The organism is Vibrio tritonius, assembly GCF_001547935.1.
Lineage (GTDB): Bacteria > Pseudomonadota > Gammaproteobacteria > Enterobacterales > Vibrionaceae > Vibrio > Vibrio tritonius.
The window spans coordinates 991,186-1,003,646 of the sequence record NZ_AP014636.1; the positions used below are offsets into that span (position 1 = coordinate 991,186).

Below are 12,461 nucleotides of genomic sequence, written 5' to 3' on the forward strand. Positions count from 1 at the left end.
GCCCGCCCAACTTAATAGTGTCTGCTGCTGCGCCTTGTTAAAAAAAGCTTATACTGTAACCACTTACCTTACAGCAACCTTTGGGTTTAAGACAGTCATGCGCTATCAACAAGTGCTGCATTCCACGATGTAACCACGACAAAACAATCAACATCATCAGACTTGTTTGTGGTTGATGAACTTGCCGCCCACCGAAGTAAGGAACAGCTAATTGCCACTTGATGATGCCGAGTTGGCGAGCCTGTTAAATGGCGATATTAGCCCTGCGATAAATTCAAACGGCTTACACCAAAGAAAACGGAAACATACAACAAAGAAAATGCTAAAACTGACTCGAATATTGCAGCGAACACAGAACCAAACCTATTAAATTAGCTTTGCCCTTTTGCAGCTTTTTAACAGATATTATAAAGACAACATCTGGATTTTCTTGTCTTTATAAAACTAAAATTTTGTCTCATACAAAACCACATTTTGTCAGTAAAACCGCCAGTTACCCTCTGGTCATACCTCAGAAAATGCCGACATTGTCTTTTTAATCTATCCACAGGCGGTTTTTGTTATGACTGTATGCATATACAGTAAATTAAAATTTGCCAAGCTACCGCCCTTTCTTGACAGAAATTGACACTGATTTACATACACAGATTGCATATGGGTTATACCAAAGGAGTAACGTCCTTACCACCCTAAAGTGTTATTTTGCTTCGATTTTTATGGGGTATTTGATGTGTGTATAGTTAATTCGTCGATGGGATGTAACAGATTTCGAGCGGAATTGCTTTTGGGGCTATTGCTTTGGGGTGATAAACAACAAGCCTGTGTAACAGGCTCGTTGTTTCGTATTGCGGGGAAAATCGGTTTATACCGGTTTAGGCAGTTCCAGTCCGTTATCTTCCATCTTACCCATGCGGTTATACATGGCGTGCGCGGCATCGATAAATGGCATGGCAAGTACTGCGCCACTGCCCTCTCCTAAACGCAGTTCCATGTCAATAAATGGGCTGAGTTGCAGCTGCTCTAACACCATTTCAGCGCCTTTTTCTGCCGAGCGATGTGACGGAATTAAATAGTCCCAAACACTAGGCACAATTTGGCACGCCAGTAGCGCGGCTGCATAGGAAATAAAGCCATCGAGCACCACTGGAATCTGTTTGGCGGCTGCGCCTAAAATCGCCCCTGTCATGGCAGCCACATCATAGCCACCCACTTTCGCTAAGATATCCACCGGATCCGTTGGGTTAGGAAAGTTAACGTCAATCGCCTGTTGCACAATCGATACCTTGTGCTTTAAACGGTCGCTAGGCAAATTCGCCCCCAAGCCGACCACATCAATCGGGTCACGGCGCGTAATCACACACACTAACGCCGCTGCGGGAGTGGTGTTGGCGACACCGAGTTCCCCAATACCAATCACTTTAAGCGCTTCACGATCAATGCACTCTTGTACGTATAAGGCGCTATCGATAATCAGTTTTTCTGCAACGTCATAGGCCATGGCTGGGCCTTGAGCGATATTGCCACTGCCTCGTGCCACTTTGAGGTTGGTGACACCGGGTAATACTCCGCTATCGATACCCACATCGACCATTTCTACAGCCACTCGGTTCGCAAAGGCAAGCGCAGCGACTCCTGTCTCGCCCTTAACCGTGTTTATGGCTTGAATTGCGGTAACTTCTCGAGGAGAAACAGCAACGTCTTCATCATACACACCGTGGTCGGCGCCCATCACAAAAATCTTTTTACGCCCGATTTGCCACTCTGTCGTGCGGTAAATTGCTGCCAATTGACAGGCCAGTTGCTCTAGCTGTCCCAAACTACCCACGGGTTTGAACAGGCTCTCGACATGATGTTGAGCCTCAGTACGAACCTCATCATCAACGGGAAGGATACTTTCCGCTAACGCGACTAAAGACATCATTAGCGCTCACTCCTACTAATTACTCTTACTTAACGCTGTTAGGCAATCATACTCGCTGCACACAGCAATACTATGATTTCAAACAATTCGTTACCGGCTCCTAGCGTATCTCCTGTCTGCCCACCTAAACTGTGATTAATGTAATAACGGTAAAGCAAACTAAAGAGATAAGACAAAATAAACACGCCAAACGCCATGCCACCGACAGCAAAAAACAGCAAAATAAAGCAGGTTAATAAGGTGATGAGATACGCTTGGCCGCCAATTTTGCCAATAAAAATATTCCCTAAGCCATTTTCACGGGCGTACTCTTGCTCGTACATCAAGACCGACATCAAGGCGCGGCTGACCACTGGCGCTATGATCAACGTGGCATACGCTGCATGTGGATTCATTTGCAGCAGTTTGGCGACTAACATCACTTTTAGAAGCAAACCAAAAATCAAGGCCAGAGTGCCGTGCGTACCAATACGGCTATCTTTCATGATTTCGAGCATACGCTCGCGCGTGCGCGCCGAGAAAATACCGTCACAGGTATCCGCTAGCCCATCGAGGTGTAAGCCTCCGGTCAATATCGCCATCATCAGTACATAAATTACTGCGCTCACGCCGTTACCCAGTTGCAGATAATCCGCAGCAACGTGGGTCACAAACGCCGCTAAAGCACCGAGTATCAAGCCAACCCAAGGGAAATAGATGATCCCTTTGTATGAATCCTTGAATTCAAAGCCATCGGTCCAATGCTGTGGCACCGGAATACGACTCATAAATTGCAGGGTTGCGAAAAACAGTTTCATGCTCAATTATCCTCTGCCAACGTGAGTGGGAAATCATTCATAATGCGCTCAAGCTGTTCAATATCAAGCACTTTTTCAAGTTCATCGGCAAGCAGTTCAAACTGGCTATCTTTGTAAGCCACATAATCAAACACGTCATCCGCTAGAGGTTGTAGTCCTTTGCGTTGACGTAATCGGTTGAGTAAACGGCGTGTATACGCACCGCTATCAAACAGTCCGTGAATATAGGTGCCCGCCACCAAACCATCGGCACTGACCGCACCATCACTCACAGTGACAACGTCACCATTACGCGATTGAATCGTGGTTAAAGGCTGCATGCCTTCACCCAATTCGGTGTCGCCCATGTGAATTTCATAGCCTTGCAGCGTGGTATCGTCGCAAAAAAGCCCCGACCCAGAGACCATTTGCGCCATCACTTGCGTGGTGTGCTTCTCTTTAGCAAAACGCGTCACGGTATTGAGTAAACCAAGGCCCGCCATTTGGTCTATGCCCGATTCTACTCCATCAATCAGCTGTTTACCCAGCATTTGATAGCCGCCGCAGATGCCAAGCACTGGCACTTGCTGAGCTGCCAAATCTTGAATCACCGCACTAAAACCCGATTCATTGAGATACGTTAAATCGCCCAATGTGTTTTTGCTGCCGGGAATGATCAAAAGATCCGGTTTGCCAATTTGGGCAGGTTGATTCACGTAACGCAGCTGCACATCGGGCTGCGCCGCTAACGCATTAAAATCGGTGAAATTGGAGATACGCGGCAAGCTCACTACCACGATGTCGAGCTTTTCACGGTCGCTGTGAATGCCGAGTTGCTGACGCAGTTTTTCCGGCTGCAGTGCCACACCATCTTCTTCTTCTAGATCCACATTAAGATACGGCACCACACCAATCACTGGCACGCCGGTCAGTTCTTCGATTTGGCGTAAACCGGATTCGAGTAACGCGACATCGCCACGGAATTTATTGATTATCACGCCTTTGACGCGTGCTTGCTCTTGGGGAGCCAGCAGCTTGATGGTGCCGTAGATAGAAGCAAACACGCCGCCGCGGTCGATATCCGCCACCAAAATCACCGGGGCGTTAATCAGCTCCGCCATGCCCATATTGACGATATCGCGATCGCGCAAGTTAATTTCTGCTGGGCTACCCGCACCTTCGAGCACCACGGTGTCGAACTCTTGAGTGAGTTCTGTAAAGGCTTGCCACACTTTTTGTTGTAGCTGGGGTTTGTATTCGTGATAGGTTACCGCTTCCATATTGTCGAGCACTTTGCCCATCACAATCACTTGCGAGCGGCGTTCACCAGTGGGTTTGAGTAACACCGGATTCATGCGCACATCGGCATCGATGCCAGCGGCTTCTGCTTGAAAAATCTGCGCGCGCCCCATCTCTTCACCGGTTTTGGTGATGCCAGAGTTGAGCGCCATATTTTGCGCTTTAAATGGAGTGACAGCGTCACCTCTACGTTTAAAAATGCGGCACAAACCGGCTACAAGAATGCTTTTCCCAACGTCAGAGGCCGTTCCCTGAATCATAATGGCGCGACTCATGCCCGCTCCTTTTTGTTTGTTTTTTTCATCATTATCAGGCTCGGATAATATCAAAAAGGCGTTATCTAAGATAACGCCTTGTTTGTTAACCCGTCATTTTTAACCGGAAACTTTCGCGCTCCATGCACGGTTCACCACAATCGTTGAGAAATACGGCAGTTTCTCGTCATCGGGCACCGCCATTAAATCGCGATACGTCACTTCTGTGTCCATGGAAGCATTGGCCATCATTACCGCGTGATCGACTAAATCCAACTCTCGCAGCAGTTCGCGAATTTGTTGGAAACGACCATACACCTTCATCAACACCACACATTCGTGATTTTGTAAGGCAGCCGTTAATACTTCTGGCTCTGCGGTACACGACATCACCGCCATGGATTGCTGCTCCATCGCCAGTGGGAATTGCGCCGCAGAAGCAATGCAAGAATAAGAAGAAATGCCCGGAATCACTTCCATCGGCAAGTTCTTGTCGTGTAAACGTTCAAGTAGGAAGACCCAAGTAGCAAACAGCATGCTGTCGCCAAGGGTAATAAAGCCCACTTGTTTACCCGCCCGCACATCGTGTTCAATGTCTTGCGCTACGGCATCCCACACTTCGGCTTTTTCATCCGCATTGGCGGTCATGGGGAAATGACGCTCTTCCAATTGCACTTGTTCACCAAGATATTCACGCACAATAGAGAGCGCTAAACTGTCTCCGCCTTTACGCCCAGCCGGCGCGTACAGCACATCTAATTTACCGAGCAAACGCGCTGCGCGCACGGTGATCAAATCACTCGCGCCGGGGCCTGTGCCCATGGCGTACAGTTTTCCTTTACTCATTTCCTTCACTTATATTGGTTCCTTGTTATTCTGCTAGCGCTTGCGCTAAGTGCTCTGCAAACATGTCACGAATCATTGGGTTCTCACCCAACCCTTGCACGATAGGCTCAGCTTCAATACCCGCTTGGGTGATCACGGTTTTCCACGAATCCTCTTCGTCTGATGCCATGTCGTTAGTGGCGTGATCGCCAGCCACCAGCATCAGCGGCATCAGGTACACTTTGCGCACCTGTTCTTTATGCAAACGCTTAATCACGGTTTCGATTTCTGGGTAGCTCTCTACAGCGCCCACCACCATCGGCAGCTTTTGATCCATTAACATATGGTCTAAACACGCATACGCAGCGAATGCATGGTGAGTGGCACCGTGCCCCATCAATACAAGGCGTTCATCTGCTGCCAATTTAGGCGATTGATGTTTCAGTGCCGCAATCAAATCTTGGTAATCGTCATAACTGCTCAGCAGAGGCAAGCCGATGTTCAAACGAGCAAATTTGCCTTGAAAACTCTTAATTTCACGAGCGATTTTTTCGTACTCATCACCATTAATGATGTGCAGCGATTGCACTAGAACATCTTCGTAACCCGCATCCAACAAAGCTTGCAGCGCTTGCTCTGGGTTGTTGATTTGTACGTTGTCGCGACGAGCTAACTTCTTAATGATCATTGAAGAAGTAAACGCACGAAACGCATCACGATCTGGGTGAGCGTCAGCTAAAGTCTGTTCGCACGCCACAATGTTTTTTTCCATTGTCTCTGGGTAACTGGTCCCAAAGCTGATCACTAACAAGGCTTTTTTCATGTTTCTTTCCAGATTAAGGGAGATGCGCGCACAAAGGTGCTTCATCCGCATCTCGATTAGAGTCTATTTATTCGTGTTCTTGGGTTCCAATCCACTGGGTAAACAGGGACTGACAAGCGGATAATTCACTTAACACGGCGTGGTATTCCCCACTGAGCACCGGCTGTGGACGTTCAATCACAACACACGCAATGCCGAGTTCTAAACACGGACGCATCTTTTCTAAAAAGCCGCCCGCTTGACCCGATTCTTTGGTCACCATCACATCCGGTGCGACCGTTTTGTATAGCGCATGGTTGAAGGCTTCACTGAACGGCCCTTTCATGGCAATCAAGTTATCCACGCCCAAACCAAGCGCTTCACATTGCTGCATGACTTGGGCGATCGGCAATACACGGGCAATCAAATTTTGCTCCGGTAATTGCTGGCAAAATGTGCCGAGATCTTTACTGCCGGTGGTGAGCAGCACTTTCTGCCACCCTTGGCTTTTTATCTCTTCGCACGCTTGCTGCACCGATTCCACCCGAGTAATCAGTTCATGATCAATATGTTGACTTTGGCGTTCAAAGCGCACCAACGGCAGGTTTAACCCGATACTTGCGGTCATGATGTTTTGACGCAGCTCTTGCGCATATGGATGCGCCGCATCAATCACATGGGTAATGTGATGGTCGGTCATCCACTGCTGCATTTGCGCGACATCCATGCGCCCGACAATCAATTCACCTTGAATGCAAGGCTTGCCATCGCTGCCTTGCGCCATTTGGCGACCGGCATCGGTCGCCACAGAAAAGGTGTAATGAATGCCTAATTGCTCCAGTTCACGACATACGGTAATGGAATCCGACGTGCCACCAAAGACCAATAACTTAGGAGAACTCACTGTGCTTCGCCTGCCAGTTCAGCGTCAGTTGTCGTTTCTTCTACCGGCGCACTTTCATCAGCTGCATCATCTCGTGCCACTTCATAACCGCGCGGTGTTACCATCAAGCCATTTTCAATGTAAGTCGATTTATTGCCGACAATCACCAAGGTGCGCATGTCAACCAATTCAAAATCCATCTCTTCGAACGTGGTGATCCATTTTTCTTCTTTACGACGACCCGCTTCTTTGACGATGCCCACTGGCGTTTTGCCGTCGACAAACGGTGCCATCAGTTCAAACGCGCGTTTCAAATGACCTTCGCGACCGCGACTGCGTGGGTTGTAGAAACAGACCACAAAGTCCGCTTCGGCTGCGGATTTCACCCGTTGTTCAATCACTTCCCAAGGGGTTAATAGGTCGCTCAAGCTGATGTGACAAAAATCGTGCATCAAAGGTGCGCCAAGCACAGAAGCGGCAGCAATACTGGCGGTCATGCCCGGAATCACTTTCACTTCCACGTCCCATTTTTGGCGTGTCACCATTTCTAAAATCAAGCCCGCCATGCCATACACGCCCGCATCACCACTGCTGATGATAGAAACGGTTTTGCCTTCTTGCGCCAACTCAAGCGCCGTGGTGCAACGCTCAATCTCTTTACACATGCCGGTTTTGATGACGGTTTTATCTTTGATCAGCTCTTTCATCAAATGGGTGTAGGTTTTGTAACCCACAACGATGTCCGATTCTTCAATGGCGCGGCGCGCTTCAAAGGTCATCATATCTAGGCCACCAGGGCCAATACCTACCACGTATAACATGCTTTTTTAACTCCAAAAGTGAAGGTCATGCCTTGTTGTTTCACGGTATCTCCGACCAAACACCCTTGGCTTATGATCCAGGCTGAGGGCTGAGAAACGGCGCCAACACCGACCGTTTTTCTAACAAACTCTGATTCTGGGCCACTCCAGCCCGAATCGTTTAATTGTGCCGCGCTGAAAAAGCTCAGCGAAGCGTAATACTGTTGAGCCAACTGCAAAATCGCAGGCTCATCGTGTTTAACATCAATGCTGGCAAACTGGGTTAACGCCAAAGGATGCCAATTGCGCTCTTGCAGTAATTCAGCAAAGCTCTGCGCCATTAAGCTCGGTTCAAGGTCGCGGCGACAGCCCATGCCGACAACAAGTTGCTGCGGCACGATATGATAAGCATTTGAAAGTGCCGACCACTCACCTAACTCTTGCTGCATCGAGACCAGCAGTACATGGTCGCAATAACCCGCTTCGCTTGGCTGCTCAAGCTGGGTTAGACCACGTAAATCAAGCCGATTGAGATCCAAATCGAGCCAAGCGATTGTGCACTGATCAAAATAGATCCCTACTTTTTCACCGCTAACCAAGGCTTGATTAAGCACTTTTACCGCGTCACGAAAATCCACCATGGTGGCGCCAAGTTGCTTGACCAACACATCAATCGCGCAAATCTGATTCACATCCGTTGCGGTGGTGATCACTGGCGTTGCGCCCACGCGAGCCGCCAATTGACACGCCAGTTCGTTCGCGCCGCCAATGTGCCCAGACAGCAAGCTAATGACATGCTGCCCTTTTTCATCCATCACCAGTACGGCAGGATCGTGCAGTTTGTCTTGCACTAGTAGTGCTAAGGTGCGCACCACAATCCCGCACGCACCAATCACGATGATTGCTTCGTCGCGAGCAAAAGCTTCCGCTAAGGTGGCAGCAAAACTGCCACTAAACGCAGTAAAACCCGGTTTGAGGTATTTCTCGGCGCAGTAACATTTCACCGGCCACAACGCTTGAATGCGCTCGGCCAATGCCTGCCCACCCGGGGTTAACGAGAGTAACGATACCCTTGCGGGATCAGCGATACTCATGGCTAAACTCCGCATCGTAGAGTTTGGAGTAGTGATACTCTTCCCCTAAGAAGCGCCCGACCAAAATCAGTGCGGTTTTGTTGATGCCAGCTGCATTCACTTGCTCAGCAATATCGGTTAAATCGCCGCGAATGATTTGGCAATCATCCCACGTGGCTTTGTACACCACCGCCGCTGGCGTCTCTTGTGGGTAACCGCCTTTGAGAAGCTGTTTCACCACACTCTCAATGCCTTGCACTGAAAGGAAAATCGCCATCGACGTTTGATGGGCCGCAAAGCGTTCAATCGATTCCAATTCCGGCGTTGGCGTACGACCTGCCATGCGGGTAATCACCAAGCTTTGTGACACTTCAGGAACCGTGTATTCCACGCCCAATTCCGACGCTGCGCCCAAGAAAGAAGAGACCCCCGCCACAGAGCGAAAACCAATGCCGTGTTTACCCAGCTCTTCCCCTTGTTCACGAATTGAACCGTACAGCGACAAATCACCAGTTTGCAGACGCACCACCAGCTTGCCAGCTTTGATGCCGCTCACCATCAATTCGGTGATTTGATCAAGGTGCAAATACGCACTGTCGTGACATTCTGCTTCTGGTTTGCAGTAATTGAGCAGCTCTTTATTGATCAGCGATCCCGCGTAAATCACCACGTCGGCTTGGCTAAGAATGTTGTAGCCTTTGAGGGTAATCAGTTCTGGGTCGCCGGGACCTGCCCCCACGAAGTACACCATCGAAGGATCATACGTTGCCATGAGCTTTCCCCTTTTTACACGACACCACAAAGGTCGGGTTATTTGGTTTGAAGTAGTAACCTTTGCCGAGTGTGGCATAGTTAGACACCAAAATTTGGCAGCAATCGAGATCGTCTACGTCACACTGTTTCAGGTGGTTAAGCGCCTCGTTAAGGTTATCTTGCAAAATAAAGCTCAATACCAAACGCCCTTTTTCCATCAGGTGCTCTAGGCTCCAATCGATGATGTCGGTAAGATTACCGCCGCTGCCACCAATGAACATCGCATCCACATGACCGGTGAAATCACACGGCGCTTTTGCCGGAATCACTTTGATCTGTTCACAGCCAAAACGCTGGCAGTTGTCTTTGATCAAATCAACCGCTTGTGGTTTTTGCTCAATGGCGATGATGTTCAAATTAGGATGACGAATTGCCGCTTCGATCGCGACACTACCGGTGCCTGCACCGACATCCACAAAGCGACTCGCGTGATGTAAATCCAATCGTTCTAATACTACCGAGCGCACTTCACGCTTGGTCATTGGGACGGTTTCGCCCCGTAAAAATTCACTGTCTTTCATTGACTATTATCACCACATTCATGTCGTATTCTGCCTGCACTTGCTCGGGAGCGAGCACAGAAATCCTTTGGGTTGGGTAACCGAGGTTTTCACCAATGATCATGGTCCGTTTGAAGCCGCGCGACAGGATTTCCTGTGCGATTTGATAAGGGCCGATCACCTTGTCGGTCACTAATGCCGTTTTGTCGTGCATTAAAATAAAATCCAAATTGGGCTGCTTGCCGTGGCTACTGGTGATGTACACATCGTTCATATCCAGCCCCACCGCACTAAACAGCGCTTGAATCGAGCTGATGCCCGGTACAATTTGGCGCTCATGCTCAGCAAAGGCTTCGGCAATGCGTTTACCAATGCCAAACAACATGGGGTCGCCCGAGGCGAGCACCACAATCTTGCGCGTTTGGTTAACGCGCAGCCATTCGATGGTGGCATCGATATCGACGCCCATCAGATGTTTTTCTGCGGGGTGTTCATCAAATTCACTAAGGAGACGTCGCCAGCCAACCAGCACATCCGCTTCATCGATCAAAGCTTGCGCTGCATGGGTGATCAGCGCTTTATCGCCGGGTCCGGTACCAATTACGCTGATCATGCTAAGTCTCCTTTTGGAACCGACTTATCGGCTACCTCGCCAACAATCTCGCTCACTGGTCGGTTTGAACCAAGCACGATGTTGTCGTAGGAAAACAGCACCACATCGCAAGTCATCTTATGCGTGGCATAACGCAGCATATGCTCGACTTTCTCGACAATCGCTTTGGCAATTTCGTTATACACGCCATCGAAACCTTGTTCGTGAATCAGTTCCATCGCCGCTTCGGTGGTTGGACACGCAAACACCGCTTTGAGCAGATCGTTTGGCGCGCCAAGTAAAGCCAAATGCGTGACCAAGGTTTCCATGCGCGCATCCGCCACATGGGAGTGCGTATGAAATACCCCCGCCGCCACTTTCACCAACTTGCCTAAGTGGCCGACCATGATCACCCGTTTAAATTGCAGGCGATTGGCCTCTTGCAGCATGTAGCCAACAAAGTTACTCATGTTCACCACCAGATCGCCGCTTAAATGCAGCTCATCGGTAACAAAGCGTTCGCCATGATTGCCCGGCACGAAAATGATTTCTTCCATACCAAAAGCGCGCTTTTGCTCAAGCTCAATGGCAAGGGATCGTTTCCAACTCTCTTCCGACATCGGCGTCACAATGCCGGTTGTACCGATAATGGAAATACCGCCTTCAATGCCTAACCGAGCGTTGTAAGTGCGGGTGGCTCGCTCTTCTCCCTCTGGAGCAAAGATGACTACTTTCGCCCCTTGATTAGGGCCAATCACACCACGCACTTCTTGCTCGATGGTATGACGTGGCGTTTTATTGATTGCTGCCCAACCAATCGGCAAGCCGACGCCTTTTTTCGTCACCACACCCACGCCTTCTCCACCAGTGATTTCAATGTCGGTGCTCTCTTCTAACAAGGACACACGCGCAAAAATCAGCATATCGTGGGTGGCATCCACATCATCGCCACCATCTTTACGAATCGCCGCGACCGCTTCATTGCCTTGAATAGAAGGCTCTTCCACATTCAAATTGAGCGTCACGCCCGATGGCGTCACAATCGATACCTGATAAATCAGCTGTTGGCGCGCAATCATCAAGGCAGCTACTTTTGCCGCAGCGGTAGCGCACGACCCGGTGGTGTAACCTTTGCGATAAGACTTTCCACGATGCCAAACTAACTCTTCCCCACCGGGACTGGCACTCGCGCTAATCGGTGAGGCTTGCTGAGTCTCTTCGCTCATGCGTTTGCCTTATCGTGATCGGCTTGTGCTTGGGCTTTTGCAGTGTCGGCTGCCGTATCGCGAATGTGGTAAAGCACCGCATTAATAATGGCCGCCGCCACGTTGCTACCGCCTTTGCGACCGAGCGCTGCAATATGTGGGAAACGGCTTTCGTGTAGGGCTTGTTTCGATTCCGCCGCACCAACAAAGCCCACGGGTACACCAATGGCGATGGGTAAATTTTCGGCATCAAAACGCGCTTCATGGCTGAGTAATTGGAACAACGCCGTTGGCGCATTACCAAACACAAACACATGGTTGCCTTCTTCTTGCACCACTTTATCGACCGCGGCCATAGAGCGAGTAATGCCGTTGGCTTTGGCAATCTCGGCCACTTCAGGATCGGCGATATAACAACGCGTTTCGCAGCCATATTCGGCTAATAAACGTTTGTTAATGCCTGATAGCGCCATGGTGGTGTCGGTAACTAAGGTGCAACCAGAAAGAATCGCTTGTTGCAGTTTATCCAACACATCCGGTGAAAATTTTAGGATTTCCAACCAATCAAAATCCGCCGTGGTATGAATGGCACGGGTAATGACCTTTTTTTCCAACTCATTGTGAAAACGGTAATCGGGAAATTCTTCCGCGATGATGCCGTCGATGATTTCAAAGCTCGTACTTTCAATGAGTTGCGGCTGTTGAATAAAGGTCATAA

Annotated in this window: 13 protein-coding genes; all 13 read right to left on the reverse strand. The window is 49.4% G+C overall.

The annotated features are described in order from the left end of the window. Positions 1 to 862: 862 nt before the first annotated feature. A complete protein-coding gene (cobT, locus tag JCM16456_RS19720) occupies positions 863 to 1,921 on the reverse strand; it encodes a nicotinate-nucleotide--dimethylbenzimidazole phosphoribosyltransferase (protein ID WP_068717714.1) in 1,059 nt (352 codons plus the stop codon). Positions 1,922 to 1,959: 38 nt separating this feature from the next. Then, positions 1,960 to 2,718 (reverse strand): adenosylcobinamide-GDP ribazoletransferase, encoded by a 759-nt coding sequence (gene cobS / locus JCM16456_RS19725; RefSeq protein WP_068717716.1) that lies wholly within the window; start codon positions 2,716 to 2,718, stop codon positions 1,960 to 1,962. Between the two features lie 2 nt (positions 2,719 to 2,720). Then, positions 2,721 to 4,271 (reverse strand): cobyric acid synthase, encoded by a 1,551-nt coding sequence (locus JCM16456_RS19730; RefSeq protein WP_068717718.1) that lies wholly within the window; start codon positions 4,269 to 4,271, stop codon positions 2,721 to 2,723. 99 nt (positions 4,272 to 4,370) lie between these two features. Further along, positions 4,371 to 5,096 (reverse strand): cobalt-factor II C(20)-methyltransferase, encoded by a 726-nt coding sequence (locus JCM16456_RS19735; protein ID WP_068717720.1) that lies wholly within the window; start codon positions 5,094 to 5,096, stop codon positions 4,371 to 4,373. Between the two features lie 25 nt (positions 5,097 to 5,121). Then, on the reverse strand, positions 5,122 to 5,898 hold the full coding sequence (gene cbiK, locus JCM16456_RS19740; RefSeq protein ID WP_068717722.1) for a sirohydrochlorin cobaltochelatase: 777 nt from the start codon (positions 5,896 to 5,898) through the stop codon (positions 5,122 to 5,124). A 67-nt stretch (positions 5,899 to 5,965) separates the two neighbouring features. Beyond that, complete coding sequence (gene cobK, locus JCM16456_RS19745) at positions 5,966 to 6,781, reverse strand: precorrin-6A reductase (protein ID WP_068717724.1); 816 nt, start codon at positions 6,779 to 6,781, stop codon at positions 5,966 to 5,968. Continuing rightward, entirely contained in the window at positions 6,778 to 7,581 is an 804-nt protein-coding gene (locus tag JCM16456_RS19750; RefSeq protein ID WP_082712391.1) for a precorrin-3B C(17)-methyltransferase, read from the reverse strand. Before JCM16456_RS19750 ends, cobK begins: the two co-directional genes overlap by 4 nt. After that, positions 7,566 to 8,654 carry a cobalt-precorrin 5A hydrolase gene (locus JCM16456_RS19755; RefSeq protein ID WP_068717726.1) on the reverse strand — a complete coding sequence of 363 codons (1,089 nt, stop codon included), beginning with the start codon at positions 8,652 to 8,654 and terminating at the stop codon, positions 7,566 to 7,568. Before JCM16456_RS19755 ends, JCM16456_RS19750 begins: the two co-directional genes overlap by 16 nt. After that, positions 8,641 to 9,405, reverse strand: coding sequence for a cobalt-precorrin-4 methyltransferase (locus tag JCM16456_RS19760; RefSeq protein ID WP_068717728.1), 765 nt, complete (start codon positions 9,403 to 9,405; stop codon positions 8,641 to 8,643). Before JCM16456_RS19760 ends, JCM16456_RS19755 begins: the two co-directional genes overlap by 14 nt. After that, positions 9,392 to 9,967 carry a decarboxylating cobalt-precorrin-6B (C(15))-methyltransferase gene (locus JCM16456_RS19765; protein WP_068717730.1) on the reverse strand — a complete coding sequence of 192 codons (576 nt, stop codon included), beginning with the start codon at positions 9,965 to 9,967 and terminating at the stop codon, positions 9,392 to 9,394. Before JCM16456_RS19765 ends, JCM16456_RS19760 begins: the two co-directional genes overlap by 14 nt. Next, on the reverse strand, positions 9,954 to 10,559 hold the full coding sequence (locus JCM16456_RS19770; protein ID WP_068717732.1) for a cobalt-precorrin-7 (C(5))-methyltransferase: 606 nt from the start codon (positions 10,557 to 10,559) through the stop codon (positions 9,954 to 9,956). Before JCM16456_RS19770 ends, JCM16456_RS19765 begins: the two co-directional genes overlap by 14 nt. Beyond that, positions 10,556 to 11,764, reverse strand: coding sequence for a cobalt-precorrin-5B (C(1))-methyltransferase CbiD (cbiD, locus tag JCM16456_RS19775; RefSeq protein ID WP_068717733.1), 1,209 nt, complete (start codon positions 11,762 to 11,764; stop codon positions 10,556 to 10,558). The genes JCM16456_RS19770 and cbiD overlap by 4 nt, the downstream gene beginning before the upstream one ends. Beyond that, positions 11,761 to 12,459: a cobalt-precorrin-8 methylmutase gene (locus tag JCM16456_RS24015; protein ID WP_068717735.1), complete on the reverse strand. Its 699-nt coding sequence runs from the start codon at positions 12,457 to 12,459 to the stop codon at positions 11,761 to 11,763. The genes cbiD and JCM16456_RS24015 overlap by 4 nt, the downstream gene beginning before the upstream one ends. Positions 12,460 to 12,461 lie beyond the last annotated feature (2 nt).

Bases quoted from the DNA above. Each gene is read 5' to 3' on its own strand.
- JCM16456_RS24015 (WP_068717735.1), bottom strand. From the start codon at position 12,459: ATGACCTTTATTCAACAGCCGCAACTCATTGAAAGTACGAGCTTTGAA.
- JCM16456_RS19770 (WP_068717732.1), bottom strand. From the start codon at position 10,559: ATGATCAGCGTAATTGGTACCGGACCCGGCGATAAAGCGCTGATCACC.
- JCM16456_RS19760 (WP_068717728.1), bottom strand. From the start codon at position 9,405: ATGGCAACGTATGATCCTTCGATGGTGTACTTCGTGGGGGCAGGTCCC.
- cobT (WP_068717714.1), bottom strand. From the start codon at position 1,921: ATGATGTCTTTAGTCGCGTTAGCGGAAAGTATCCTTCCCGTTGATGAT.
- JCM16456_RS19750 (WP_082712391.1), bottom strand. From the start codon at position 7,581: ATGTTATACGTGGTAGGTATTGGCCCTGGTGGCCTAGATATGATGACC.
- cobS (WP_068717716.1), bottom strand. From the start codon at position 2,718: ATGAAACTGTTTTTCGCAACCCTGCAATTTATGAGTCGTATTCCGGTG.
- JCM16456_RS19735 (WP_068717720.1), bottom strand. From the start codon at position 5,096: ATGAGTAAAGGAAAACTGTACGCCATGGGCACAGGCCCCGGCGCGAGT.
- JCM16456_RS19730 (WP_068717718.1), bottom strand. From the start codon at position 4,271: ATGAGTCGCGCCATTATGATTCAGGGAACGGCCTCTGACGTTGGGAAA.
- JCM16456_RS19765 (WP_068717730.1), bottom strand. From the start codon at position 9,967: ATGAAAGACAGTGAATTTTTACGGGGCGAAACCGTCCCAATGACCAAG.
- JCM16456_RS19755 (WP_068717726.1), bottom strand. From the start codon at position 8,654: ATGAGTATCGCTGATCCCGCAAGGGTATCGTTACTCTCGTTAACCCCG.
- cbiK (WP_068717722.1), bottom strand. From the start codon at position 5,898: ATGAAAAAAGCCTTGTTAGTGATCAGCTTTGGGACCAGTTACCCAGAG.
- cbiD (WP_068717733.1), bottom strand. From the start codon at position 11,764: ATGAGCGAAGAGACTCAGCAAGCCTCACCGATTAGCGCGAGTGCCAGT.